Source organism: Variovorax sp. FG153 (assembly GCF_057809595.1).
Window position 1 is genome coordinate 65,624 of sequence record NZ_JBMDKG010000030.1, and the last position, 25,672, is coordinate 91,295.

The 25,672-nt window shown below is 71.7% G+C and carries 20 protein-coding genes and 1 tRNA gene; 8 read left to right on the plus strand and 13 right to left on the minus strand.

Annotated features, from left to right (window positions below):
- Positions 1 to 160: 160 nt before the first annotated feature.
- Positions 161 to 3,430 (plus strand): Rne/Rng family ribonuclease, encoded by a 3,270-nt coding sequence (locus ACODT0_RS27380; RefSeq protein ID WP_489042773.1) that lies wholly within the window; start codon positions 161 to 163, stop codon positions 3,428 to 3,430.
- 46 nt (positions 3,431 to 3,476) lie between these two features.
- Here ACODT0_RS27380 and ACODT0_RS27385 read toward each other — a convergent pair whose 3' ends face one another.
- Positions 3,477 to 4,325: a LysR family transcriptional regulator gene (locus ACODT0_RS27385; protein WP_057592309.1), complete on the minus strand. Its 849-nt coding sequence runs from the start codon at positions 4,323 to 4,325 to the stop codon at positions 3,477 to 3,479.
- Between the two features lie 143 nt (positions 4,326 to 4,468).
- Here ACODT0_RS27385 and ACODT0_RS27390 point away from each other — a divergent pair, with 143 nt between their 5' ends.
- Positions 4,469 to 6,013 carry an MFS transporter gene (locus ACODT0_RS27390; protein WP_489042774.1) on the plus strand — a complete coding sequence of 515 codons (1,545 nt, stop codon included), beginning with the start codon at positions 4,469 to 4,471 and terminating at the stop codon, positions 6,011 to 6,013.
- A 1-nt stretch (position 6,014) separates the two neighbouring features.
- On the opposite strand, the gene ACODT0_RS27395 is transcribed toward ACODT0_RS27390, so the two are convergent.
- The 4 genes from ACODT0_RS27395 to hemC are packed head-to-tail and all read right to left on the minus strand — an operon-like array spanning position 6,015 to position 10,132.
- Positions 6,015 to 7,313 carry a heme biosynthesis protein HemY gene (locus ACODT0_RS27395; RefSeq protein WP_057592311.1) on the minus strand — a complete coding sequence of 433 codons (1,299 nt, stop codon included), beginning with the start codon at positions 7,311 to 7,313 and terminating at the stop codon, positions 6,015 to 6,017.
- A gap of 16 nt (positions 7,314 to 7,329) precedes the next feature.
- Positions 7,330 to 8,430, minus strand: a complete 1,101-nt coding sequence (locus tag ACODT0_RS27400; RefSeq protein WP_489042775.1) for a uroporphyrinogen-III C-methyltransferase — start codon at positions 8,428 to 8,430, stop codon at positions 7,330 to 7,332.
- On the minus strand, positions 8,427 to 9,191 hold the full coding sequence (locus ACODT0_RS27405; RefSeq protein ID WP_489042776.1) for a uroporphyrinogen-III synthase: 765 nt from the start codon (positions 9,189 to 9,191) through the stop codon (positions 8,427 to 8,429). The genes ACODT0_RS27400 and ACODT0_RS27405 overlap by 4 nt, the downstream gene beginning before the upstream one ends.
- Before the next feature lie 14 nt (positions 9,192 to 9,205).
- The gene (gene hemC, locus ACODT0_RS27410) at positions 9,206 to 10,132 is read right to left on the minus strand and encodes a hydroxymethylbilane synthase (protein WP_489042777.1); all 927 of its coding nucleotides are present in this window, start codon (positions 10,130 to 10,132) and stop codon (positions 9,206 to 9,208) included.
- Positions 10,133 to 10,227: 95 nt separating this feature from the next.
- Here hemC and ppc point away from each other — a divergent pair, with 95 nt between their 5' ends.
- From ppc to ACODT0_RS27425, 3 genes are all read left to right on the plus strand, one after another.
- Positions 10,228 to 13,074, plus strand: coding sequence for a phosphoenolpyruvate carboxylase (gene ppc, locus ACODT0_RS27415; protein ID WP_489042778.1), 2,847 nt, complete (start codon positions 10,228 to 10,230; stop codon positions 13,072 to 13,074).
- Positions 13,075 to 13,085: 11 nt separating this feature from the next.
- Entirely contained in the window at positions 13,086 to 13,490 is a 405-nt protein-coding gene (locus ACODT0_RS27420) for a GFA family protein (protein ID WP_057592316.1), read from the plus strand.
- Between the two features lie 200 nt (positions 13,491 to 13,690).
- Positions 13,691 to 14,914: an MFS transporter gene (locus ACODT0_RS27425; protein WP_203204835.1), complete on the plus strand. Its 1,224-nt coding sequence runs from the start codon at positions 13,691 to 13,693 to the stop codon at positions 14,912 to 14,914.
- Positions 14,915 to 14,929: 15 nt separating this feature from the next.
- Here the strand turns inward: ACODT0_RS27425 and ACODT0_RS27430 are convergent, their stop codons facing one another.
- Entirely contained in the window at positions 14,930 to 15,895 is a 966-nt protein-coding gene (locus ACODT0_RS27430) for a LysR family transcriptional regulator (protein WP_489042779.1), read from the minus strand.
- Between the two features lie 48 nt (positions 15,896 to 15,943).
- Between ACODT0_RS27430 and ACODT0_RS27435 the strand changes: the two genes are divergently transcribed.
- On the plus strand, positions 15,944 to 16,483 hold the full coding sequence (locus ACODT0_RS27435; RefSeq protein WP_489042780.1) for a GNAT family N-acetyltransferase: 540 nt from the start codon (positions 15,944 to 15,946) through the stop codon (positions 16,481 to 16,483).
- The gene (locus ACODT0_RS27440; RefSeq protein ID WP_489042781.1) at positions 16,483 to 17,727 is read left to right on the plus strand and encodes an MFS transporter; all 1,245 of its coding nucleotides are present in this window, start codon (positions 16,483 to 16,485) and stop codon (positions 17,725 to 17,727) included. Before ACODT0_RS27435 ends, ACODT0_RS27440 begins: the two co-directional genes overlap by 1 nt.
- 6 nt (positions 17,728 to 17,733) lie before the next feature.
- Here ACODT0_RS27440 and ACODT0_RS27445 read toward each other — a convergent pair whose 3' ends face one another.
- The 3 genes from ACODT0_RS27445 to ACODT0_RS27455 are packed head-to-tail and all read right to left on the minus strand — an operon-like array spanning position 17,734 to position 20,415.
- A complete protein-coding gene (locus ACODT0_RS27445) occupies positions 17,734 to 18,126 on the minus strand; it encodes a hypothetical protein (protein WP_057592320.1) in 393 nt (130 codons plus the stop codon).
- A gap of 1 nt (position 18,127) precedes the next feature.
- Positions 18,128 to 19,465, minus strand: a complete 1,338-nt coding sequence (locus tag ACODT0_RS27450) for an amidase (protein ID WP_489042782.1) — start codon at positions 19,463 to 19,465, stop codon at positions 18,128 to 18,130.
- Positions 19,462 to 20,415: a nitrilase family protein gene (locus ACODT0_RS27455; protein ID WP_082321872.1), complete on the minus strand. Its 954-nt coding sequence runs from the start codon at positions 20,413 to 20,415 to the stop codon at positions 19,462 to 19,464. Before ACODT0_RS27455 ends, ACODT0_RS27450 begins: the two co-directional genes overlap by 4 nt.
- A 210-nt stretch (positions 20,416 to 20,625) precedes the next feature.
- Here ACODT0_RS27455 and ACODT0_RS27460 point away from each other — a divergent pair, with 210 nt between their 5' ends.
- Complete coding sequence (locus ACODT0_RS27460; protein WP_057592322.1) at positions 20,626 to 21,096, plus strand: winged helix-turn-helix transcriptional regulator; 471 nt, start codon at positions 20,626 to 20,628, stop codon at positions 21,094 to 21,096.
- A gap of 12 nt (positions 21,097 to 21,108) precedes the next feature.
- Here ACODT0_RS27460 and ACODT0_RS27465 read toward each other — a convergent pair whose 3' ends face one another.
- The 4 genes from ACODT0_RS27465 to ACODT0_RS27480 form a co-directional block, all read right to left on the minus strand.
- Positions 21,109 to 23,475, minus strand: a complete 2,367-nt coding sequence (locus ACODT0_RS27465; RefSeq protein WP_489042783.1) for a hypothetical protein — start codon at positions 23,473 to 23,475, stop codon at positions 21,109 to 21,111.
- 14 nt (positions 23,476 to 23,489) lie between these two features.
- Positions 23,490 to 23,561 (minus strand) — tRNA-Thr (locus ACODT0_RS27470).
- Positions 23,562 to 23,627: 66 nt separating this feature from the next.
- Positions 23,628 to 24,908, minus strand: a complete 1,281-nt coding sequence (locus ACODT0_RS27475) for an AI-2E family transporter (RefSeq protein WP_057592324.1) — start codon at positions 24,906 to 24,908, stop codon at positions 23,628 to 23,630.
- Positions 24,905 to 25,645: a LytR/AlgR family response regulator transcription factor gene (locus ACODT0_RS27480; RefSeq protein ID WP_489042784.1), complete on the minus strand. Its 741-nt coding sequence runs from the start codon at positions 25,643 to 25,645 to the stop codon at positions 24,905 to 24,907. The genes ACODT0_RS27475 and ACODT0_RS27480 overlap by 4 nt, the downstream gene beginning before the upstream one ends.
- Positions 25,646 to 25,672: the final 27 nt, after the last annotated feature.

Here is a 25,672-nt window from a genome sequence, read left to right on the forward strand (position 1 = left end):
TGTCGTCACCGAGCTGACGCTCGAGACGGCCGCTCGCGCTCGCGCGCCGCGGCACCCAGCATCCGGAGCCAAGCGGCAATTCCCCAAGTTTCGCGGGCGTCGTCCGTGCATCGTTGGCCCTCCAGGGCCGGTAGAACGATACATATAAGGACAACGCATCATGAAGCGGATGCTGATCAATGCCACGCAGGCCGAAGAACGCCGCCTGGCCATCGTCGACGGGCAGAAGCTCCTCGACTACGAAATCGAGATCGAGGGACGCGAACAGCGCAAGGGCAACATCTACAAGGCCGTCGTGACCCGCGTCGAGCCCAGCCTCGAAGCCTGTTTCGTCGACTACGGCGAGGACCGCCACGGCTTCCTGCCGTTCAAGGAAATCTCCAAGCAATACTTCGCCGAAGGCGTCTCGGCCAGCCAGGCCCGGATCCAGGACGTGATCAAGGAAGGCCAGGAACTGGTCGTCCAGGTCGAGAAGGAAGAGCGCGGCAACAAGGGCGCGGCCCTCACCACCTTCATCTCGCTGGCCGGCCGCTACGTCGTGCTGATGCCGAACAACCCGCGCGGCGGTGGCGTCTCGCGGCGCATCGAGGGCGACGACCGCGCCGAGCTCAAGGAGGCGATGGACCAGCTCGAGTACCCGAAGGGCATGAGCATCATCGCGCGCACCGCCGGCATCGGCCGCTCGGCGCCCGAACTCCAGTGGGACCTGAACTACCTGCTCAAGCTCTGGAGCGCCATCGACGGCGCGGCCAAGGGCGGCAAGGGCGCCTTCCTGATCTACCAGGAATCCTCGCTCGTGATCCGCGCGATCCGTGACTACTTCAATCACGACATCGGCGACATCCTGATCGACACCGACGACATCTACGACCAGGCGCAGCAATTCATGGCGCACGTCATGCCCGAGCATGCCGCCCGCGTGAAGCGCTACCGCGACGACGCCGCGCTGTTCAGCCGCTTCCAGATCGAGCACCAGATCGAATCGGCCTACGCCCGCACCGTGCAGCTGCCCTCGGGCGGCGCCATCGTGATCGACCACACCGAGGCGCTGGTCTCGGTCGACGTGAACTCGGCCCGCGCCATCAAGGGCGGCGACATCGAGGAAACCGCGACCCGCACCAACCTCGAAGCCGCCGACGAAGTGGCGCGCCAGATGCGCCTGCGCGACCTCGGCGGCCTGATCGTCATCGACTTCATCGACATGGACGAGTCGAAGAACCGCCGCGAGGTCGAAAGCCGCCTGCGCGACGCGCTGCGCCAGGACCGCGCGCGCGTGCAGTTCGGCTCGATCAGCAAGTTCGGCCTGATGGAGATGAGCCGCCAGCGCCTGAAGCCGGCGCTGAGCGAAGGCTCGTCGATCCCCTGCCCCCGCTGCGGCGGCTCGGGCCACATCCGCGACACCGAATCGAGCGCGCTGCAGATCCTGCGCATCATTCAGGAAGAGTCGATGAAGGACAACACCGCCGCCGTGCACGTGCAGGTGCCGGTGGAAGTCGCGTCCTTCCTGCTCAACGAGAAGCGCACCGAGATCGCCAAGATCGAGCTCAAGCAGCGCGTGAGCGTGCTGATGGTGCCGAACAAGACGCTCGAGACGCCCAACTACAAGCTCGAGCGCCTGAAGCACGACGACCCGCGCCTCGACCACATCGAGGCCAGCTACAAGATGGCCGACGAGATCGAGGATCCGACCTCGGTCACGCGCCGTTCGCAGGAACCCACCAACAAGCAGACGCCGGTCATCAAGGGCGTGCTGCCCGACGCGCCGGCACCCGTGGTGCCGGTCAAGCCCGAGCCGGTGCGCGCGCCCGTCGCCGCACCCGCGCCGGTCGCACCGCCCGTGGCGGTGGCGCCCGCGCCGGCCGAGCTGGGCTTCTTCGCCCGCATCAAGAGCTGGTTCGGCGGCGGCACGCCGGCGGCCGCGCCGGCACCCGCGCCCTCGGCCATTCCGGTCGAGCCGCCGAAGCCCGCGCGCCGCGAAGGCCGTGACGGCCGTCCGGGCCGCGATGGCGAAGCGCGCGGTGGACGCGACGGCGAACAGCGCCGTGGCGGCCGCGGCGGCGAAGGCCGCAATGCCGAAGGCCGTGGCGAGAACGGTGCCCGTTCGGGCAACCGCGACGGCGAACGCCGTGGCGGCGGCCGCAATGGCGAGCGCCGCGAAGGCGGTCGCGAGGGCCGTGAAGGTCGCGACAACCGCAGCGCCGAGCTGCGCGCCGATGGCCAGCCGCGCGAGAACAACCGCGAAGGCCGTCCGCCGCGCGAGGGCGATCAGCGCCGCGGTCGCGGCGAACGCCGCGAGGGCGAAGGCCGCAACGTGCCGGCCGAAGCGCTCGAAGGCGTCAGCCTCGAAGCCCAGCAACTCGCACCGAACGCGGTGCCGGGCGAGGAAGGCACGGCTGGCGGCGAACGCGCACCGCGCGCCCGTCGCGAACGGGGTGAGCGTGGCGGCGAGCGCGGTGAACGTGGTGAACGTGGTGAACGTGGTGAACGTGGTGAACGCAACAGCGAACGCGGCGAGCGCAACCTCAACGGCGAAGCGCCGCGCAGCGAAGCAGCCGCCGGCGAAGACGGCAACGCCGCGCAGGGCGAACGCACCGAGCGTGCGCCGCGCAACGGCCGCGAAGAGCGTGGCCCGCGTGGCGAACGCAACGACGGCCGCCGCGAGCGCCGCAACGACGGCCAGCCGCGCTTCAACGAGGAAGGCGAAGCCGCCACCGCCGCATCGGCCGACGCCGAAGCCGGCCGCGAAGCCGCACCGCAGGACGGCGCCGAGCAGGCACCGCGCCGCGACGGCGAAGAGCGCCGCGGCCGTTCGCGCGACCGCTACGGCCGTGACCGCCGCGAACGCGCCCCGCGCGAAGAAGGCGAAGCGCAGCAACCCGTGGCCGCCTTCGAAGGCGCGCCCGCCGAGGCGCAGAACCTGCAGGACGCGCCCGTCGCGCGCCAGCCGCAGCCGTTCGCGGAGCAAGCGGTGGCCCAGGCCGCCGACAGCGTCGCGGTCGTCGCCGAAGCCCCAGTCGCCGCGCCGCAGGTGCGCGAGCCCGCACCCCAAGCGCGCTTCGAGCAGCCGCAGCAACCCGCGGCGCCCGCGGCACCGATCGTGGTCGAACGCGCGAGCGCTCCGCAGCCGGCCGCCAACGGCCGCGCGCTGCCGAAGGTCCAGTCCTTCGAACTGCCGCTCGACGAGCTCGCGCAGATCGCTCAGAGCTCGGGCCTGCAGTGGGTCAACTCCGACGCCGAACGCATCGCGCAGGCGCGTGCCGCGATCGCCGCCGAGCCGAAGCCGGTCCATGTGCCGCGCGAGCGCCCGCCGGTGATCGTGCTCGACGAAGGCCCGCTGGTGCTGGTCGAAACCCGCCGCGAACTGGCCGCGATGACGTTGCCGTTCGAGCAGCCCGCTGGCGAAGCGCAGCCGGAGCAACGCGCGCTCTGAGCATCCGCTCGACTGCCATGAAGACGGCGCCCTCGGGCGCCGTTTTTCATGGGGCCGGCATCTCGAGGATCAGCTCTCCGAAGCGGCAGGCGCAGGGCGTGCGGCCGTTCTCGCTCCAGATCAGCGAGAAGTCCACGCTCGGCAAGGGCCGCAACCCATAGCGGCCGTCGACGATCTTCATGCCCGGCTCCACGTCCTCGCGCGTGATCACCGTTGCCGCGAGCCCCGCGAGCACCGCCGCGCGAATGCCCTGCGGGCTGGCCGAGGTGAACACCACGTGCCAGTCGATCGGGGCGAGGTCGAGCGCCGAGCCGGCCACCTGCCGGTAGACGCAGGGCTTGGGAAAGAAGGCCAGCGGCAGCGAGCCACCCCTGGGCGGCTCGAAGGTCTCGGCCGCGGCCCAGACCAGCTGCGTGCGCCGCAGCCGCGTGCCCTCCTCCACCTCGGGCGGCGACATCACGACCGCGAGGTCGAGCTCGCCGGCCTTGATCGCCGCGCGCAGGTCGACGTGCATGCTCACGCAGACCTCCATGCGCACCGACGGAAAGGCGCGCGCGAACTGCGACAGCAGCGGCGCCAGGCGCTCGCCCAGGAAGTTGTCGGGTGCGCCGAAACGCACCACGCCCGAGATCGGCGAGGGCTGGAAGCGCTGCGTCATGGCATCGAGCGTCGTCAGGATCTGCTCGGCATAGCGCAGGAAATCCTCGCCGTCCTCCGTCACCGTGAGGCGGCGCGTCGTGCGGTGCAGCAGCGCGCGGCCCACCTGCTCCTCGAGCCGGCGGATCTGGTGGCTGATGGCCGACTGCGTCAGGTGCAGGCGCTGCGCGGCGCGCGTGAAGCTGCCGGTCTCCTTCACGGCCACGAAGGCGCGCAGCAGGGTGGGATCGAAGTCCATGGCGGGGCGGGCGGGTCGTTCGAGTAGTGATGGAGATTAATGAATCTCACGAAATTAAATCATTTCCCTCATGAAGACCCTTTGCCCAGAATCGCGCTCCTCACGGCCGGCCTCCTCGCCGCGCCGCGCCAACCGGACGCCCCATGACCCTCTCACCCACCGCACGCAACCGCCTCGCGCTGGTCGCCCTCTGCCTCGTCGCCGCGATGTTCGGCCTCGAGATCTCCAGCATTCCCGTGATCCTGCCCACGCTCGAGAAGACGCTGCACGCCGACTTCGAGGCCATGCAATGGATCATGAATGCCTACACCATCGCCTGCACCACGGTGCTGATGGCGGCCGGCACGCTGGCCGACCGCTACGGTCGCAAGCGCGTGCTGGCGATCAGCCTGCTGCTGTTCGGCCTCACCTCGCTGGCCTGCGGGCTGGCGCCGAGCGCGCCGCTGCTGATCGGCGCGCGCTTCCTGCAGGGCCTGAGCGGCGGCACCATGCTGATCTGCCAGATCGCCATCCTCTCGCATCAATTCCAGGAGGGCCGCGAGCGCAGCCGGGCCTTCGCGATCTGGGGCGTGGTATTCGGCGTCGGCCTGGGCTTCGGGCCGATCGTCGGCGGCGCGATCGCCGCGCTGTGGCGCTGGGAATGGGTGTTCCTGGTCCATGCGCCGCTGGCCGCCATCGCCTGGCTGCTGGCCGCCGTCAGCATCGGCGAGTCGCGCGACCCCGAGGCGAAGCGGCTCGACCTCGCGGGCATCGTCACGCTGTCGCTCGCGGTGCTCGGCCTCACGGGCTACATCACGCAGGGGCCCGGGCTCGGCTTCGCGAGCGCGGCGGCTCTGGCCCTGCTCGGCGCCGCGGCCGCGAGCTTGGCGGCCTTCGTGGCGATCGAGCGAAGCCGCACCCATCCGATGTTCGACTTCTCGGTGTTCCGCATCCGCGCGTTCTCGGGCGCGATCCTCGGCTCGGTCGGCATGAACTTCAGCTTCTGGCCCTTCATGATCTACCTGCCGATCTACTTCCAGGCCGGCCTGGGCTACGACGCGGTGCAGGCGGGCACGGCGCTGCTGGCCTACACGCTGCCGACCCTGCTCGCGCCGCCGCTGGGCGAGCGGCTCGCCACGCGCTTTCGCGCCGGCATCGTGATCCCGGCGGGCCTGTTCGCCATCGGCGCGGGTTTCCTGCTGATGCGCTGGGGCAGCGGCGCCGCCGACGCGAGCTGGCTCACGCTGCTGCCGGGCTGCCTGCTGGCGGGCCTCGGCCTGGGCGTGATCAACACGCCGGTGACCAACACCACCACCGGCTCGGTGTCCGCGAGCCGCGCCGGCATGGCCTCGGGCATCGACATGAGCGCGCGGCTCATCACGCTGGCGGTCAACATCGCGCTGATGGGCTTCCTGCTGCTCGCGGGCATCGCCGACGCGCTGCGCCGCGCGCTGCCGGAACTGGCCGTGTCGCTGCCCGCGCTCGCCGAGCGGATCGCGGCCGGGCACCTCGCGACGCTGCACCGGGAGTTTCCGGCGCTTGCCGCGCTCGACCCCTCGGGCACCATCGCCCACGCGGCACTGCTGCGGAATTTCGGCGGGGTGATGCTCTACGGCGCGCTCGGCGTGTGGATGCTCGCGGCGCTGAGCGCGCTGGCCTTCCACGGCGGAAGCAGGCGGCCGGCGGTCGCCTGTGCCTCGCGTCCCTGAGCTATCGCAACGAAACCGGGTGGTTCTCGATCTGCGCCGCGTTGCGCCAGGCCAGCGCGGCCTGCTCGGCATCGCCGCGGTCCTCGGCCAGCTGCGCGAGCGCGAGCCAGGCGCGACGGTAGAGCTCGGGATCCTGCAGCCCCATGCCGGCCTGCGACAGCAGCTGCTGCGCCTTGCCCCAGAGCTGGCGCTTCATGCAGGCCATGCCCGCGAGGTACTGCAGGTTGGCATCGCGCGGGTTGTTGCGCTGGGCGCTCTCGATGCGCGCGAGCCAGTCGGCATCGACGGGATCGAGCCCCGCCTCGAGCGCCAGCGCGAGCTTGACGCGCAGCGCGTCGCCGAGACCGCGCGGCACCGACACCATGCGCTCCCAGACCGGCAGCAGCCAGCCGCGCGCCACCGGCAGGTCGCCCTTGAGCAGCACCATGCGCTGCGCGGCGTGGATGGCGACCTCGGGCATCTCGCGTTCGGCCGTCTCGAGTTCGGACCAGGCACGCAGCAGCTGCGCCGGATCGTGCGCGCCCGTCAGCAGCTCGGTCGCGAGCCCGCGCACGATGCTCTGCGCGGCGGCCTCCGAGAAGGCACGGTGCTTGGCCAGCAGCCGCGCGGTTTCGAGCGCCTCGAGCGTGCGGCGGTCCTGGCGCGCGGCCTTCAGCCGCAGCCGCAACGCCAGCGTGCGGCGCTGCGCGCCCTGCGGCAGTTCCTCGAGCCGCGCGAGCGCGGCGGCTGGATCTCGGTCTTCGAGCGCCCAGCGCGCGGCGCGCAGTTGCACGCCCTCGCGGGTCTCGGGGCTGGCCAGCAGGTTGCGGTCGGCACTCTCGTTGAGCGCCTGCTGCAGGTGGGCGTCGCGCGCCGGGCGGTCCTGCAGCGCCTGCGCGCTCTCGGCCGCGAGCAGGTGCGACAGCACGCGCACCTGCTGCGCCTGCGGCAGGCTGGCGCCGAGCGCGGCCAGGGTCTTCTCCTGCGTGAGCGCGGCCTGCGCGGCCTTGCGCGCGCGCGAGAAGCGGCCCGAGATCAGCTGCACCATCGCATCGAGCAGCGCCGAATGCAGCATGCGTTCCTTCTGCTGCATGCGCCACTGGCGCGCCTGCGTCGGCAGCGAGAACAGCGCGGCCAGCGCGCGCAGCGCCGCGTGCAGCAGCACGAACAGCGTCAGCAGGATCACCAGCACGAGGTTGAGCGAGAGATCGACCCGCCAGGGCGGCCAGAACACGGTGATCGTGCCCTGGTTGTTGCCGGCGAACAGCGCGACAGCCGCGGCGACGGCGAACAGCGCGAGGAGCCAGAGTGCGGCGCGCATGGAAAGCCCTGCCTCCTCAGCGTCCGGCCGCGGCGGTGGCCAGGGCGGCGAGCGTGTCGTCGATGCGCGGCGGCTCGGTGGTCTTCACCAGCGCCTGCAGCTGCTGCAACTGCGTGGCGGCCGCCTGCGTGCGGCGCGACGCGGGATCGAAATAGCGGTTGAGCGAGGCGGCCACGGTGGCGAGCTCGCTGCGCGTGACGTCGACCTGGCGCGACAGCAGCGACAGGCGCGCGTTGAGCAGCTTGAGCTTGAGGTTCTCGCGCAGGAAGTAGGTCTGGTCGGGCGCCAGCAGGATCGCCTCGGGCCGCTCGATGCGGCCCACGCGTACCAGCGAGCGCGCCTCGTTGCGCACCGTGAGCAGCGCGCGCTCCCACCAGGGCGCGTCGGCCGGCACCGGGTCGGACTGCCAGGCATTGAGGCCGGTGCCGCGCATCGCGACCGCGTTGAGCGGCGGCAGGTCGTCCACGCCGCGCATCAGTTCGTCGAGCTTCTGCAGCGCCTCGCCGCCATCGGCGCTGGCGGTGCTGCGCAGCCGGTCGGCGTCGCGCTGCATGGCGCGCTGCAACGGCGCCAGCCGTGGCTGGGCGGCGCGCGCGATGCGCAGGTCGCCGGCCTTCAGCGCGGCCAGCAGCGGCTCGACGCTGCCCGTGACCTGCGCCTGCTGCAGCGCGAGCCGCAGCGTGGATTCGATGTCGACCACCAGGTTCTCGTCGCGCGAACGCGAGAGGCTCTGCATCAGTTCCTCGAGCTGCGAGCGCTGCAGCGCGACCTCGGCGACCCGGGTCTCGGTGAGCGCCACGCGCGCGGCGGTGTCGCGCACCGTGTCCTTGGCCTCGCGTGCCAGCGTGCGCGCCTCGAGCGACTGCATCAGCGCCTCGCTGCTCTGGCGCGCGAGCTGCTCCTTCATGTTGCCGACCTTCTGCCACAGCGTGATCGACGTCAGCAGCGCGCCCAGCGAGACCAGGGCCAGCAGACCGAGGCCGATGCGCGTGAGGGTGGTGGCGGCCGCGGCGAGGGCGGCGGGAGATTGGGAGGAAGTCGTCAGCGGAGCCGGCACGGGTGCCTGGGGTGCGGCGGAGGCGGAAGAAGACTCGTCGGACGGAGGCACGGCGCTCATGCGAGGGATTCTATCGACGCAACCAGCGCCTCCAGCAGCGGCGCGCTCTCGCGCACCGTGCCGAAACCCGCGCCACGCGCGGCTTGCGCGATGCGCGGGTGGGTGGCGATGGCGCGCGCGGCCCGCCAATCGGTGGCCGGCAGCGCGGCGCGCAGGTTGGCGATCGCCTCGGAACTGCTGAAGAGCCAGAGCGCGCGGCCCGCCGCGCCCTCCCCGGCCAGCCGGCGCTGCGCGGCGTCGAGTACGGGCGCGAGCCGGCGGTAGGCCACCACGGTCTCGCGCCGCGCGCCCGCAGCGTCGAGCGCCTGCGCGAGCCAGTCGCGGCCCGCGGGAAGGCCCTGCGCGTCGCCGCCGCGCACGATCAGCACGCGCAATCCGGGCACGACCCGCGGCCCCACGATCGCCCACAGGGCTTCGGAATCGAAGCGGCCTTCGTCGGCCGCTGGCGTGTCGATGGCCTCGGGCGGAACACCGTTGCGTTGCAGCGCGCGCGCGGTGCCGGGGCCGGTGGCCCAGAAGCGGCAGCCGGCTGGCGGCGCGGCGCCGGCGTTGGCCTCGAAGAAGCGGTCGACCGCCGCGGCGCTCACGAACATGCGCGCCGCATGGGCGTCGTTCCAGGCCGCGCGCAACGGCGCGGCATCGGCGACCGGCGCGATCTCGATCAAGGGCAGCGCACGCGCGTCGAAGCCCGCGTCGCGCAGGGCATCGATCCACGGGGGAGCCTCGCGCGCCGGCCGTGTCACGAGGACGGTCGTCGCCACGGTTCCCACGCGCCTCAGTGGGCGCCCGCGTCGCGCAGCAGCGAGGCCGCGTGCAAACCGAGCGCATCGGCCTGCGCGTGATCGCCGGCCTCGGCGCGCGCGCTCACCTGCAGCATCGGCTCGGCGCCCTCGGGGTCGCCCCAGGCGGCGTCGATGCGCAGGCTGCCGTCGGGCTGCCAGCGCGCATGCGCGGCCAGCGGCATCGAGCAGCTGCCGCCCATCGCGCGGCTCACGGCGCGCTCGGCGGCGGTGGCGAGCCAGTCGCCGCTGTGCGCGAGCGGCGCCAGCAGTTCGATCAGGTCGGCGCGGTCGGCGCGCACCTCGATGCCCAGCGCGCCCTGGCCCGCGGCCGGCAGCATGGTCTCGGGTTCGAAGGCGATGCGGATACGCTGCTCGAGGCCCAGGCGCTTGAGGCCCGCGGCGGCGAGCACGATGGCGTCGTACTGGCCCTCGTCGAGCTTGCGCAGGCGGGTGTCGAGGTTGCCGCGCAGCGGTTCGATGCGCAGGTCGGGCCGGCGCGCGCGCAGCAGCATCACGCGGCGCAGGCTCGAGGTGCCGACCACGGCGCCCCGCGGCAGTTCGTCGAGCGAGGCATAGCGCGGCGACACCAGCGCGTCGCGCGGGTCCTCGCGCTCGAGCACGCAGGCCAGCACGAAGCCCTCGGGCAGTTCCATCGGCACGTCCTTGAGCGAATGGACCGCGATGTCGGCACGCCCTTCCTCGAGCGCGAGCTCGAGCTCCTTCACGAACAGGCCCTTGCCGCCGACCTTGCTCAGGGTGCGATCGAGGATCTGGTCGCCACGCGTGGTCATGCCCAGCAGGCGGACCGTGTGGCCCTTGTCTTGCAACAGCGCTTGCACGTGCTCGGCTTGCCACAAGGCCAGCCGGCTTTCGCGCGTGGCAATCACGATATTGCTCAAAACCGCCCCCGAAAAGTACATGAACAGAAACCGGCGGGATGCTAGCATGTTGCGCCGCAGCAACGGCGGCGACGCTCCATTCCAACAGCACTCCAAGTCTCCAGGAACAACATCGAATGAAAGCCAGCAAGACCCCTGCCGCCCCACCGAAGCGCAGGCAAGCCGAAGACCAGCCGCTGATCGACGACATCCGCCTGCTGGGCCGCATCCTCGGCGATGTGATCCGGGAGCAGGAGGGCAAGGAGAGCTATGAACTGGTGGAGAAGATCCGCACGCTGTCGGTGGCCTTCCGCCGCGATGCCGACCAGACCGCCGACCGCGCGCTCAAGAACCTGCTCAAGAGCCTGACCGCGGCCGAGACCGTGCGCGTGATCCGCGCCTTCAGCTACTTCAGCCACCTGGCCAACCTGGCGGAAGACCGCCACCTGATCCGCCGCCGCACCGAGGCCGAACGCGCCGGCGAAAGCGCCGACGGCGACCTGCAGACCGCGCTGGCGCGCATCCGCAAGGCCGGCGTGAAGCCCGACGAGATCGTGGCCACGCTGGCCCACAGCTACCTGTCGCCGGTGCTCACCGCGCACCCGACCGAGGTGCAGCGCAAGAGCATCCTCGACGCCGAGCGCGCCATCGCGCTGCTGCTGACCACGCGCGACGAGATCCGCCTGCGCCAGCAGGCCTATGCCGGCGGCACCGACGCGCTGTCGCCGCTCGAATTCGCCGACAACGAGGCGCAGATCCGCATCCGCGTCACGCAGTTGTGGCAGACGCGCCTGCTGCGCTTCTCCAAGCTCACCGTGGCCGACGAGATCGAGAACGCGCTGAGCTACTACGAGGCCACCTTCCTGCGCGAGATCCCGCGCGTCTACGCCGACCTCGAGAAGGCACTGGCGCAGGGCGGCCAGACGCCCTCGGTCGCGACCTTCCTGCGCATGGGCCAGTGGATCGGCGGCGACCGCGACGGCAACCCCAACGTCACGGCCGAGACCCTCGAGTACGCGCTGCGCCGCCAGGCCGAGCTGGCGCTGCGCCACTACCTCACCGAGGTGCACTACCTGGGCGGCGAACTGTCGCTCTCGGCCACCCTGATCGACGTCTCGGTCGAGATGCAGGCGCTGGCCGAGCGTTCGCCCGACACCAGCGAGCACCGCAAGGACGAGCCCTATCGCCGCGCGCTGACCGGCGTCTATTCGCGGCTCGCGGCCACGCTGCGCGAGCTCACGGGCGGCGAGGCCGCGCGCCACGCGGTGGCGCCGCAGAACCCCTACGCCACGGCCGAGGAGTTCCTCGCCGACCTGCGCACCATCGAGGACTCGCTCGGCGAGAAACACGGCAGCCTGCTGGCCGCGCCGCGCCTCAAGCCGCTGATCCGCGCGGTCGAGGTGTTCGGCTTCCACCTCGCCACGGTCGACCTGCGCCAGAGCTCCGACAAGCACGAGGCCGTGATCGCCGAGCTGCTGGCCACCGCGCGTATCGAGCCCGCCTACGCCTCGCTGGCCGAGGAAGCCAAGCAGACGCTGCTGCTCAAGCTGCTCGACGACGCGCGCCCGCTGCGCGTGCCCGATGCCGACTACTCGCCGCTCGCGAAGAGCGAGCTCGCGATCTTCGCGGCCGCGCGCGTGGCCCGCGCGCGCTACGGCAACGCGGCGATCCGCCACTACATCATCAGCCACACCGAGACCGTGAGCGACCTGCTCGAGGCGCTGCTGCTGCAGAAGGAAGTGGGCCTGCTGCGCGGCGCGATGGACAAGGACGCCACCTGCGACCTGATCGTGGTGCCGCTGTTCGAGACCATCGAGGACCTGCGCAATGCCGCGCCGATCGTGCGCGCCTTCTATGCGCTACCGAACATCCAGGCGCTGATCGAGCGCTCGGGCGCCGAGCAGGACGTGATGCTCGGCTACAGCGACAGCAACAAGGACGGCGGCATCTTCACGAGCAACTGGGAGCTCTACCGCGCCGGCATCGCGCTGGTGGCGCTGTTCGACGAGCTCAACAGGAAGAAGGCCAACCCCATCCGCCTGCGCATGTTCCATGGCCGCGGCGGCACCGTGGGCCGCGGCGGCGGCCCGAGCTACCAGGCGATCCTCGCGCAGCCCCCGGGCACGGTGCGCGGCCAGATCCGCCTGACCGAACAGGGCGAGGTCATCGGCTCGAAGTACGCCAACCGAGAGATCGGCCGGCGCAACCTCGAGACCCTGGTGGCCGCCACGCTCGAGGCCACGCTGCTGCCGCAGGGCAAGTCGGCGCCCGCCACCTTCCTGTCGGCGGCCGGCGAGCTCTCGAGCGCGAGCATGGCGGCCTACCGCAAGCTGGTCTACGAGACCCCGGGCTTCGGCGAGTACTTCTTCAGCGCCACGCCGATCCGCGAGATCGCCGAGCTCAACATCGGCTCGCGCCCCGCCTCGCGCAACCCCAGCCACAAGATCGACGACCTGCGCGCCGTGCCCTGGAGCTTCAGCTGGGGCCAGTGCCGCCTCACCATCCCGGGCTGGTTCGGCTTCGGCTCGGGCGTGGAGCAGTTCCTCGCGGCCGCCGGCAATGCCGCGGGCCGCAAGGAGCGCCAGGCGCTGCTGCAGCGCATGTACGCGCAGTGGCCCTTCTTCCGCACGCTGCTGTCGAACATGGACATGGTGCTCGCCAAGAGCGACCTCGCGCTGGCCTCGCGCTATGCCGAGCTGGTGAGCGACCGCAAGCTGCGCCAGAAGGTGTTCTCGATGATCGATGCCGAATGGCACCGCACTTCGGATGCGCTCACGCTGATCACCGGCGCCAAGCAGCGGCTCGAGGGCAATGCCGAGATGCAGCGCTCGGTGCGCCACCGCTTCCCGTACATCGACCCGCTGCACCACCTGCAGGTCGAGCTGATGCGGCGCTACCGCGCGGGCGACGGCGGCGAGCGGCTGCAGCGCGGCATCCACATCTCGATCAACGGCGTGGCCGCGGGCCTGCGCAACACGGGCTGAGGAGGCACGGCATGCAAGGCTCCTGTCTCTGCGGCGCCGTGGCCTACGAGGCCGCGAAGCTCGCGGGCCCGATCGGCCACTGCCACTGCCGGACCTGCCGCAAGGCGCATGCGGCCGCCTTCGCGAGCACGGCGCGCGTGGACCGCGCCGACTTCCGCTGGCTGCGCGGCCAGGACGACGCGCTCGCGGCCTTCGAGTCGACGCCCGGCAAGCTGCGCCATTTCTGCCGCCGCTGCGGCAGCCATCTGGTGGCCGAGTGGGTGGCCCAGCCGCAGGTGATCCTGCGCGTGGGCTCGCTCGACGACGATCCCGGCGTGCGGCCCAGCCAGCACATCTGGCGCTCGCACGACGTGCCGTGGATGGCCTGCGGCGAGGACCTGCCCTCGTTCGCCGAAGGCGCGCCGCCGAAGCCCTGAGCGCGCATTGCCGTCGATGGACGGCAATGCGCCGCCTGCGTGCGGTCGAGGACACGCAAACCCCTCGATTGTTCGCCCCCGGGAAACTGACAACTGCCGCGCGGCCCCTTTGTCGCGGGCGCCCGTGCGACCACACTGCGAAGCCCTTTGCAACAAGCATCGACCGCCGTGCCGGCCGATGCCCACCGGACTTCCTCCTCATGATGAACGCACCCAGCGGCGCCCCCTGCATCGACGCGCTGCCGCCCGATTCCGCGAAGACCTCGCGCTCGACCTGGCTCGCGGTCGGCTCGCTCTCGGTCGGCTCCTTCGCCATGGTCTCGACCGAGTTCATGCCGATCGGCCTGCTCACCGACATCGCCAGCACCCTCAACGTCTCCAACGGCACGGCGGGCCTGATGATCACCATGCCCGGCATCCTCGCGGCCTTCGCGGGGCCGGGCCTGATCGTGGCCTCGGGCCGGCTCGACCGCCGCACCCTGCTGATCGGCCTCACCGTGGCGCTGATCGCCTCGAACCTGCTCGCGGCCTTCGCGCCCAACTTCGCCACGATGCTGATCGCGCGGCTGATCCTCGGCCTGTGCGTGGGCGGCTTCTGGACCTTCGCGCCGCCGGCCGCCACGCAACTGGTGCCGCCGGCCCAGCAGGCGCGCGCGATGTCGCTGGTGCTGGCCGGCGTGTCGGCCGCCACCGTGCTCGGCGTGCCGGCCGGTGCCTTCCTCGGCACCACCTTCGGCTGGCGCGCCTCCTTCGCCGCCACCGGCGCGCTGGCCGGCGCCGTGCTGCTGGTGCAGCTGTGGCTGCTGCCGCCGCTGCCCTCGGCACGCGCCATCGGCGCGCGCGACCTGCTGATCCCGCTGACGCGGCGCATGGCGCAGGTCGGGCTGCTCGCGGTGCTGTTCTTCATCGCCGGCCACTTCGCCGCCTACACCTACCTCAAGCCGCTGCTGCAGCAGGTCTTCGGCCTCGACCCCAACGGCGTGACCACGCTGCTGCTGGTCTACGGCGCCGTGGGCTTCTTCGGCACCTTCCTCGGCGGCAGCATGGTGGCGCGCAGCGTGCGCGGCACCACCCTGCTGGCCGCGCTGCTGCTGGCCACGGCGCTGATCCTGTCGACGCTGCTGGGCACCGGCATGGTGGCCGGCGCGGTGGTGGTCGTGATCTGGGGCGTGGCCTTCGGCCTGATCCCGGTGGCGCTCACGGGCTGGATGCTCGAGGCCGTGCCCGATGCGCCCGAGGCCGGCCAGGCGCTGCTGGTCAGCGGCTTCCAGGTGGCGATCGCCTCGGGCGCGCTGCTCGGCGGCCGCGTGGTCGACGGCTGGGGCATCTCGAGCACCATGGTGATGAGCGGCGGACTGGTGCTGGTCGCGGCGCTGATCGTGGTCACGCTGGGCCGTGCGCGCGGCGCCGCCGTGGCGGCCTGAGCGGCAGCCTTCCCTTCAACGGCCGGGACGCCCGCGTGGCGCTCCCGGCCGTTTGCCTTCGGCCCCCGCCCGCGTGATCGCATCGAGCACCACGCGAAGGCCTTTGCCCACCGGCTTGTCGCGCCGCAGCACGATCGCCAGGCTGCGCGACAGCGGCGGCACCAGCCGGCTGATCTTGAGTTCGGGATGGGCGCCGCGCCCGCGCATCGCCATGCCGGGCACGATGGCGTAGCCCAACCCCGCGGCCACCATCTCCTTCATCGCCTCGACGCTGCCGAGTTCCATCACCGGCTGCGGCTGCAGCCCTTCGGCCGCGAACCAGCGGTCGACCAGCCGGCGCGTGTTGGCCGCGGGTTCGAACAGCACCAGCGGCAGCGGCGCCAGGTCGGCCGGCCCCACGCGCGCCTTCAGCGGCGCGAGGTCGGCGCGGCCGATGGCCACGAACTCGTCGTCGAGCACCGGCGTCACCTCGAGCGAACGCCCCGTGGCCGGCAAGGTGACGAGCGCGAGGTCGATGCTGTTCTCCTCCACCTTGCGCACGCAGTCGTCGGTGTTGCCGGTGCTCACCACCACGCTGAGCGCGGGGTACTGCTCGCGCAGCGCGCGCAGCAGCGGCGGCAGCAGGTGCAGGCAGGCCGTGGCGCCGGTGCCCAGCCGCACGCGGCCCGCGACCGCGCTCGCATGGTCGCCCAAGGCCTCGATCGCGTTCTCGACCGCCGCATCGATGTGCTGCGCATGCCGCAGCAGCTCGCTGCCGGCCGCCGTGGCCCGCGCGCGCCGGCCCACGCGCTCCACCAGCCGGACCGCGAGGCGGCGCTCGAGCTGGCGCACCTGCAGGCTCACGGCGGGCTGGGTCAGGCCCAGGCGTTCGGCCGCGGCCGAGAAGCTGCCGGTCTCCACCACCAGGCCGAAGGCGCGCAGCTGGTCGAGGTTGAGCGAGCGCTGCAGCGGTTTTTCCAAAGTTTTTCTCATGGCTTGCATAGGTGATCGAAGCTTCATTTATCGATCGCCGCGCGTCAAGATCGCGCCATGCCTTCTTCCGACCCTTCTTCCGCTTCCGCCGCTTCCGCCGCGGTCGAGATCGCCGACGCCGAGCCCCAGCACCTGGACCAGATCCAGGCCATCTACAGCCACTACGTGCTGCACGACCTCTGCTCCTTCGAGGAACAGGTGCCGACCGTGGCGCAGATGCTGTCGCGCCGCCTCGAGGTGCTGCGCCTGGGCCTGCCCTACCTGGTCGCGCTGCGCGAGGGCCGCGTGGTCGGCTATGCCTATGCCGGCGCCTACCGCGCGCGCTCCGCCTACCGCCACACGGTCGAGGATTCGATCTACGTCGCGCAGGGCGAACACGGCCGCGGCATCGGCAAGGCGCTGCTCGCGGCACTGATCGAACGCTGCGCCGCACGGGGCCTGCGCCAGATGGTCGCGGTGGTCGGCCACAGCGGCAACGCGGGCTCGACGCGGCTGCACGAGAGCCTGGGCTTCGAACGGGTCGGCGTGCTGCGCGACGTGGGCTTCAAGTTCGGCCGCTGGGTCGACACCGTGCTGATGCAGCGCGCGCTGGCCTGATGGCGGCGCCGGCCACCCTGCCCGCGCCGGGCTGGCTCGCGATGCTCTGCGCGAGCCGGCTGCTGCAGGCCATGATCGTCACGGCCTATGCCGGCGTGCTGCCCTTCACCATGGTCGACTGGCGGATGAGCGCCGCGCAGGCCGGCTCGATCCAGAGCGCCTGGCACGTGGGCTACATGAGTTCGCTGTTCGCCGTGGGCCTGCTCGCGGATCGCTTCGGCGCGCACCGCGTGTTTCTGCTCGGCAGCGCGGTCAGCGCGATCGCGGCGCTGGGCTTCGCGCTGTTCGCGAGCGGCCACCGCTCGGCGCTGCTGCTGTACGGGCTCGCGGGGCTGTGCGCCGGTGCCTCGTACACGCCGGGGCTGCAGCTGCTCGCGCGCAATGCCGAATCCGCCGTGCGCGGCCGCGCAATGGGGCTGTTCCTCGGCGCCTCGTCGCTCGGCTATGCGCTCTCGCTCGCGGTGGTGGCCGCGCTCGCGAGCCTCGCGCACTGGCGCCACGGCCTGATCGCGGCGGCGCTGTGCACCGCGGTGGGCGCGCTGCTCACCGTGCCAGCACTGCGCCGCATGCGACTGCCCACGGCACCGCCGCCGGCCGCGCGCGAAAGCACGCTGCGTGCGTTGGCCGAGACGGTGCGCGACAAGCCCGCGATGGCCGGCAACTGGGCCTATGCCTTCCATTGCTGGGAGCTGATGGCGCTGTGGGCCTGGCTGCCCGCCTACCTCGTGGCCTCGTCGGGCGATGTGCCCGCGGCCTGGAAGGGCGCGGGCATCGCGCTCGCGGCGCTGGCGCACCTGGTCAGCGTGTTCGGCAGCATCGCGGGCGGTGCCGCCTCCGACCGCTGGGGCCGCGCGCGCGTGATGATGGTCGCCACCCTCGCGAGCCTGTGCATGTCCTTCGCCTTCGGCTGGATGTGGAGCTGGCCGCTGTGGCTGCTGGCGGCGGCGGCCGCGCTCTACAACCTGTTCGCGATCGCCGACTCCTCGGTCTACTCGACCGCGCTGGCCGACGTGGTGGCGCCGCATCGCCTGGGCGTGGCCTATTCGGTGCGTTCGGTGATGGGCTTCGGCGCGGGCGCGGTCAGCCCCTGGGTGTTCGGCCTCGCGCTCGACTGGGGGCAGGCGCGCTTCGGCGTGGGCAGCACCCACGCCTGGGTGGCGGCATGGACCACGGTCGGACTGGGCGCGCTGCTCGGGCCGCTGATGATCGCGCGCTTCGCGCGGCTGGCCAGGCCACCGCGCTGAGCGTCCTCAGCCGCCCTCGCCCTGCGCCCACTCGGGGCTGTAGCCGCCCAGCGTCGGGTGGTACATCTCGTCGCCCGCATGCTGGGTGAACTCGACGTTGAGCCGGTCCTCGCGCAGCCCGAGGATCTCCGCGCAGTCGCGGCACAGCGCCTTCGCGACCGCGAGCCGCAGCTCGGCCGAACGGCCGCGCCGGATGTCGCACATCAGCACCGAGACCTCGACCGGCTGGCCATCGACCATGCGCCACACGCCGCCCTCGCCCGCCTCGCGCACCGCGACGCTGATGCGCCGGATGTCCACGCTCATCATCGCGGCATAGGTTTCGCACAGGCGCTGCGCAAGCCGCCGCTTGTCGGTGGCCGCATGGCGGCCGTTCACGTCGAGTTGCAGATAGGGCATGTCAGGCGACTCCTTCGAGGGTGGAAGCGAGGCGGAACAGCGCGGCTTCCCTGCCGGCCGCGGCCACCAGTTGCAGCGCGATCGGCAGGCCGTCGATGCGCCCCACGGGCACGCTGATCGCGGGCAGCCCGACCAGGTTCCACGGGCTCGTGAGCGACAGCAGCGCGGCGCGCACCTCGACGGCCGCGCCATCGATGCGGGGCATTCGCTCGCCGATGGCGGGCGCCAGCATCGGCACGGTCGGCAGCGCCAGCACCTCGTGCCGCCGCAGCAGCTCGGCCACGGCGCGCGCCACGGCCTCGCGCTGCGCGAGCGCGCGCACATAGCGCCAGGCCGGGATCGCCTCGCCGCGGCGCAGGCGCTGCAGCACCTCGGCATCGAGGGCCTCGGCGCCGCGCGCCACATCGTCCGCATGCACGGCGAAGGCCTCGCTGGCCTGCAGCGTGGAGAAGAGCTCGAACAGTTCGTGCGCCTGCGGCAGCCGCGCGGGCAGGTCCACCTCGTCGACCGGCAGGCCGGCGGCACCGAGGCGTTCGCGCACGGCGCGCGCGATGCGTGGATCGGTGCGCGCGAGCAGCGAAGGAACGATCCAGCCGATGCGCGTCGCGGGCGCAACCTCCGTATCGAAGGATGCCAGGCAGCCATAGGCCAGCGCCACGTCCTCGGCGTCGCGCGCGAACAGCCCCACGTGGTCGAGCGACGCGGCCAGCGGCCGCACGCCCTCGCACGAGATCGCGCCATGGGCCGGCTTGAAGCCCGCCACGCCGCACAGCGCCGCGGGCACGCGCACCGACCCCGCGGTGTCGGTACCCAGCGCCAGCGGCACCATGCCCGCGGCCACCGCGACCGCGCTGCCGCCGCTGCTGCCGCCCGACATGCGCGCGCTCGCATGCGGATTGCGCGCCGCGCCCTGCACCGAGCGGTCGCCGGTGGCGCCGTAGGCGAACTCGTGCAGCGTGGTCTTGCCGACCGGCACCGCGCCGGCCGCGCGCAACTGCCGCACGCAGGCCGCGTCGTCATGCGCCACGTGCTCGAGGTACAGCGCCGAGCCCTGTGTGGTGGGCTGGCCCGCGATGTCGATCAGGTCCTTGATCGCCACCGGCATGCCGTGCAGCGGGCCGCGGTCGATGCCTTGCCGCAGCTCGTCGTCGGCACGCAGCGCGGCGGCGCGCGCGCCCCGCGCATCCACGCGCACGAAGGCATTGAGCCGCGGGTTCCGAGACTCGATCGCGGCCAGCGAGGCCTCGACCAACTGCGCCGAGGTGCGCCGGCCCGCGCGCAGGTCGTTCGCGAGCGCGGCGATCGTCTGCCGCGCGAAGAAGCCGAAGGTCTCGCTCATCGCGGCAGCGCCCGCGCACCGACATAGCCGAGCAGCGGGTCGTAGAGGTCGGTGCGGCGGTCGCGGTGCAGGTCGTTGAGCGGCGTCCAGATCGGCGCCGAGCGCGCCGCGCCGATGTCGACGTCGGCATGGAGGATGGTGTCCTCGTCGGGCCCCGCGATGCGGCCGATCGGCCAGCCGTTGGTGCCCGCGATCAGCGAGTTGCCCATGAAGCCCGCGCCGCGCTCGGTGCCGATGCGGTCGGCCGTCGCGATGAAGATGCCGTTGGCATGGGCCGCCGTCATCGTGAGGTAGGCCGCCATGCAGGTGCCGCTGGCGTCGTACAGCGGCGGCGGCGTCCAGACCCAGTTGGTGGGCGCGCAGACGATGTCGGCGCCCAGCTGCGCGAGGATGCGCGGCACCTCGGGAAACCAGATGTCCCAGCACACCAGCAGGCCGATGCGGCCGATCCGGGTCTCGAACACCGGATAGCCCTCGTCGCCGGGCGTGAACCACAGCTTCTCGTTGTTCCACAGGTGGGTCTTGCGGTAGCGGCCGATGTAGCCCTCGGGCCCGACCAGCACCGCGGTGTCGAACAGCTGCAGCCCGTCCTGCTCGACCAGGCAGCCGACGATGTGGATGCCGTGCTTCGCCGCATACGACACCCACCCCTGCACCGTGGCACCGCCGGGCACGGGCTCGGCATGGGCATAGGCCTCGGCGCGGCCGCTGAAGCAGTAGCCGGTGGTCGCGAGCTCGGGCAGCACCACGAGCTGCGCGCCGTTGGCGACCGCGGCATCGAGCCGCTGGTAGATGGCCGCGCTGTTGCGCGCGAGGTTCTCCACGCCGACCTGCGGGTCGAACTGCACCACGGCCACGCGCACGGGGCTGGCGCGCAGGCCGGGAACGGCATCGGCGCCGCGGGCGATGCCGGCGGCGGGGGACGGTTGCGTATCGGATGAAACGGTCATGGATGGCTTTCTGCGCAATGGCAAAGGGAGGAATCGAATCGGCTATCTGGTTTTTATTTGAAACCTTATTGATCGTAGGCAGATCGGTTTTTGTTTGCAACCTGATGGGCCGGCCAGCCCCACCGCGCCGCAAGGTCTTGCGGCAGCGCGCATGCAGGCGGCGCCGAGATGGTTTAATCCTGCAACCACATCCACCCGCAACGCATCGCCATGGCCCGCCGCAAAAGCCTCAAGGAAGACGCCTGTCCCATGGCGCGCACGCTCGACATCCTCGGCGACCGCTGGTCGCTGCTGATCGTGCGCGACGCCTTCGACGGCATGAAGCGCTTCGGCGAGTTCCAGCAGAGCCTGGGCGTGGCGAAGAACATCCTCGCGGACCGGCTCAAGAACCTGGTGAACGAAGGCGTGCTGAGCCAGGCGCCGGCCTCCGACGGCTCGCTCTACCAGGAGTACCTGCTGACGCCCAGGGGCGAGGGGCTTTTCCCGGTCGTGGTGGGGCTGCGCCACTGGGGCGAGCAGCACCTCTATGCCAAGGGCGAGCCGCACTCGGTGCTGGTCGAGCGCGAGAGCGGCAAGCCGGTGAAGCGCATCGATCTGCGCACGCACGACGGCAAGCCGCTGGCGCCGGCGGCGACCTTCGTCAAGAAGCTGCAACCGAAGGCCGCGCGCGGCACCGCCTAGGCGGCATCCGTGTCAGCGGCCGGGGTTGTCGTCCTGCATCAGCCAATGCGTTCCTTCGGTCCATCCCATGAAAGGCTGGACGCGCGGGTCCTCCGTGGTGGCGGTGGCCACCAGTCCGGAAAGGATCGGCTCGAAGCGGCGCTTGAAGGCCTTCGCCTGCCCGCCCAGGCACGCCCGTGACCAGCCCAGGAACTCGATGACTTCGTCGTCGCGGCACTGCGAGAGGAAGAAGACCATCTGGCGCCAGGCATAGGCCGAGCTTTTGATCCGGATCAGGCTCGCATGCCGGTCCGCCGCGGGCAGTTGGAGCTGCGCGCAGATCCATTCGAAGCATCGGCGTGCCATCGCGGGCAGTTGCGCGGCAAGGCTTTCGCGCAGGCCCGACCCGGCAAGCAGGAGCGCCAGGTTGTGGGTGGTCAGCACCTGCACCTGCTCGATCACCATGCCGTTGCGCACCACGTTCCGCGCCGGCCACTCGATGCCCGCGCGCGACGCGCCCAGGCGGGCCAGGACATCGACCGCGTCCTTCGCCCCTCGCTTGGATGCGGCGTCCTGCGGCGCGCGCAGCGCCCGCAACACCGGGCCGTCGATGCCGTAGTAGCGGGCATAGAGGCTGCCCTCCACGACATCCGCGGCCAGCCTGGCGGCCTCGAGGAACTTCGGCGAGAACCGACCCATGAAGATGTCGGCCGCGATCTCCTCGACGAATGGCAGTGGCAGCCCGGCCATCTCGGCCAGGGCCCGCAGCTCCTGCAGCAGCTTGTTCGGCAGGATCGCCTGCGGGAACGACGTCAGGGCCAGGCGCGCGATCTCGGTCAGCGCCTGCCGCGCCGCCTCGCGCGAGGCCGAACCCGGCGCGCGGAAACGCGCGGTCGCGGCCACCCAGGGCAGTTCCGCCAGCTGCACCTGTCGTTCCAGATTCAGCAGCAGCAGCGAGCGCCGACGGCGAAACGCCTGGTCGATGGCGGACTGGAGCCGCCGCAGCGCCGGGTCGGCGATATCGGCGGCGCGCAGCGCGGCGGTCCATCGAGGCAGCACGCGGGCCAGCGCCTCGCCCGAGGGAATCGCGCCGCGCTCGACGAGCTCGCCGGCGGTTCCCTCGAGGGCGCGCGCAAGCTTGCGGCGAACCGAGTGCGGAATGGTCGTTCCTTCGCGGATGCCGCTCGCCGCGGCCTCCGATGCATCGACAGGGGCCAGAAAGGGCTCGATGTCGTCGAGCCCCGCTTCGGGCGGCACGGCCTCGAGCCGGTGCGCAACCTGGCGGCCGATCTGCTCGAAGGGAGGCGCGCCCGCTTCGTCGCGCTGGCGTTGCCTGAACGTCAGGCGTTCGGCAGCGCCGGGCAGGCCGTGTGTCGCGCGGTAGCGCGCGAGAACGAGTCGCAGCCGCCCCACCTCCCTACCGCTCAAGGCCGCGGGCTTCTCGACGCAGCGCCGCAACCCTTCGCGAAGCGTGAAGAAACTGTCACCTTCGCGCTCCGGCCGCCCGCATCGCGCGTGCAGCGCGCGTGCCTGCCGGTACTGGTCGAGCAGCATCGCGGCGCGCTCGTGCCAGCCTTCGGGATAGTGGGCACAGGGCCAGCCTCCGGACACGACGAAACTGTTCGCCTCGCCGCGCTGCCAGGCGCCATCGGCGGTGCGCAGCGCGAGGGGGGCATCGCCCCGCACGGTCTCGAACAGCAGCGCCGCCATGCGGTCATGCAGCGGAGCCCAGACCTCGACGGCTTCCTTCTGCGCCAGGATCGCCGCGTTCGGCTTCACCGCGCGCAAGCGCTGCATCACGGTGGCGACATCGTCGACCCACAGGAGCGTGCCCTGCGTGCGCGCCTCGGCCAGCTCGACCGGGTAGAAGCGCAGCCGCGAGAACCAGGGCGCGATCGCCTCCACCAGTTCCCAGGCCTGCTCCACATGGCCAGCGCGCAGCAGCCATGCCACCGCGAGCAGGGCGCCCTCCTCGGGCACCGCGACCTCGAAGCGTCTCGCATCGAGCAGCAGCCCGAGCCGCTCGAGGCCCGCGTCCGTGAGAAAGAAGCTGTTCAGTGCCCCTCGTGCATCGGCCTCGGGCACGCCCGGCGCGAGTTCGTCGCGCAACGTGCGTTCATGCGCCTGGAACGCCCCGCCCGCCAGCAGCGCGCCGGTCGCGAACCCGCCGGTCGCCACCTCGGGCGTGACCCAGGCGGGCATGTCCTTGAGCGGCGTGCGCGAGCCCGTGGCGATCGCGCCGCCGCGCTGCCCCTCGATCACGGCAGTCCACTGCCGCACGCGCTTCGCGGCGTTGCGGCGCACCGTCTCGTCGGCATGCTCGGTCGCGGCCAGCGCGCGGGCCAGCTGGAAAGCCGAGTAACCGCCGGCCGCCAGGGACGGATCGTCTTCCATGGTCATGCGAAATGAGTGGGGTCCGGGGGCTGGGGTTGAACCAGCGCCTTCTCGGTTACAAGCCGAGCGTTCTGCCACTGAACTACCCCGGAACAGAAACGATGAAGATCAGGTGTCCGGCTCTTGTATCACAGGGCCTCGACGGCCTTGCCCGCGGCCTACTCGCCCAGCAATTCGCCGATCGGCTGCAGGTCCTCGACCCGGTCGCAGATGGCCTTGATCACCATGGTGATCGGGATGCCCAGCAGCAGTCCCCAGACGCCCCAGAGCCAGCCCCAGAAGATCACGCCGACGAACACCGCGACCGGGTTCATCCGGCTGGTACGGCTGGTGAGCCAGGGCATCAGCAGGTTGCCGACCAGGGTGTGGATCAGCAGCGAGGTGCCGGCCACCAGGATGCCCATCTCGAGGCTGTTGAACTGCAGGAAGGCCACCAGGCCCGCGGCCGAGAGCACGATCACCGAGCCGATGTAGGGAATGAGGTTGGTGACGCCGGCCACGATGCCCCACACGGCCGCGTTCTGCAGCCCGATGGCCCAGAAGGCCAGGCCGGTGGCCACGCCCACGAGCACGCTGGTGAAGATCTGCACCAGCAGGTAGCGCTCGATGTTGCGCGTGATGTCGTCGAGCACGTGCACGGTGATCTTCTTCTTCTCGAGGCTGGAGCCCGAGATCTTGATCAGCTTGCGCCGGAAGGTGGAGCCCGAACAGAGCGCGAAGTAGGTGAGGAAGGCCACCAGCGTGAGCTGCCCGGCCGCGCCGAGCAGGCCGACGGTGCCGGTCCAGAGGTAGTCGCGCACGTTGAACGGCGGCCGCTCGATCACCACGCGCGCGACGCCGCGGCGTGCCAGCGCGCGCGAGTTCTCCTCGGCCGCGCGCTCGAGCTGCGAGGCCGCCTGCTGCACGCTGTCGAGCGTGCCGCCGGTGCTCTTGTCGGTGCGCGTGGCCTGGCGCAGCTTCTGCGCGGCGGCCGGCAGCGAATCGAGCAGCGCCGAGGCGCTGCCCGAGAGCGAATAGCCGGTCCAGCCGATGGCGCCGCTGAGCCCGAGCAGGATGACCGCCGCGCCGATCCAGCGCGGCAGCCACCAGCGCTCGAGCCGGTCGACCAGCGGCGACAGCGCATAGCTCAGCAGCAGGCTCAGCATCAGCGGGATGAACACCGACTGCGCCCACTGCAGCGCGAACACGCTGGCCAGCACCGCGAGCACCACCAGCGAGAAGCTGCGCACGTCGACCGGCACGCGCAGCACCGGCAGGTCGCGCTCGGCATCGGCCTCGGATTTCGGCGCGGGCGGCGGCTCGGGACGCAGCGCGGGCGCGGGCGAAGCCGCGGCCACCACGGGCTCCTCGGGCCGCGGCGCAAGGTCGGGCGCGGGCACTTCCTCCGGCGCGGCCGGCGGCCGCGGGGCGTCGTCGTCCTCGCGCGCCTTGTCGTTCATCGTGCGTCCTTGATGACTTCGCGCACCGCCGCCAGCTGCCGGCGCGACACCGCGACCAGCTCGGGCACGGTCGACAGGCGCAGCGCCCAGCCCTCGGCGTCCTCGCCGTCGTCGTAGCGCTCGAGCGCGCGGATCGCGCTGCGCGCCACCAGCGCGTTGCGGTGCACGCGCAGGAAACGCTGGGGATAGCGCTCCTCGAAATCGTTGAGCGAGCCGTCGAGGATGTGGCTGCGCGCGGCCGTGCGCACCGTGAGGTACTTGTACTCGGACTTCAGGTAGACGATCTCCGCCAGCGGCACGCGCTCGGCGCGGCCGCGGTCCTGGATCAGCACGCTCTCCTGCGCCACCTTGTCGCTGGCGCGCTCCTTGAGGTAGCGCTCGGCCTTCTGCAGCGCCTGCTGCAGCCGCTCGGCGCGCACGGGCTTGGTGAGGTAGTCGACCGCGTCGAGCTCGAAGGCGGTGACGGCATGCGCCGCATGGGCTGTCACGAACACCACGGCCGGCGCGTCGGCGCGCTCGCGCAGCGCACGCGCCACCTCGATGCCGTCGATGCCGGGCATGTGCACGTCGAGCAGCACCACGTCGAGCTTCATCGACGCCAGCTGCGCCTGCGCCTCGGCGCCCTGCGCGGCCTCGGCCACCACCTCGGCCGCGGGCGCTCTGCAGTCGCGCAGCAGCGTGCGCAGCCGCGAGCGGGCCAGCGCTTCATCGTCGACGATCAATGTCCTCAGGCTCATTCATGTCCCCCCACGCAATGGCATGCG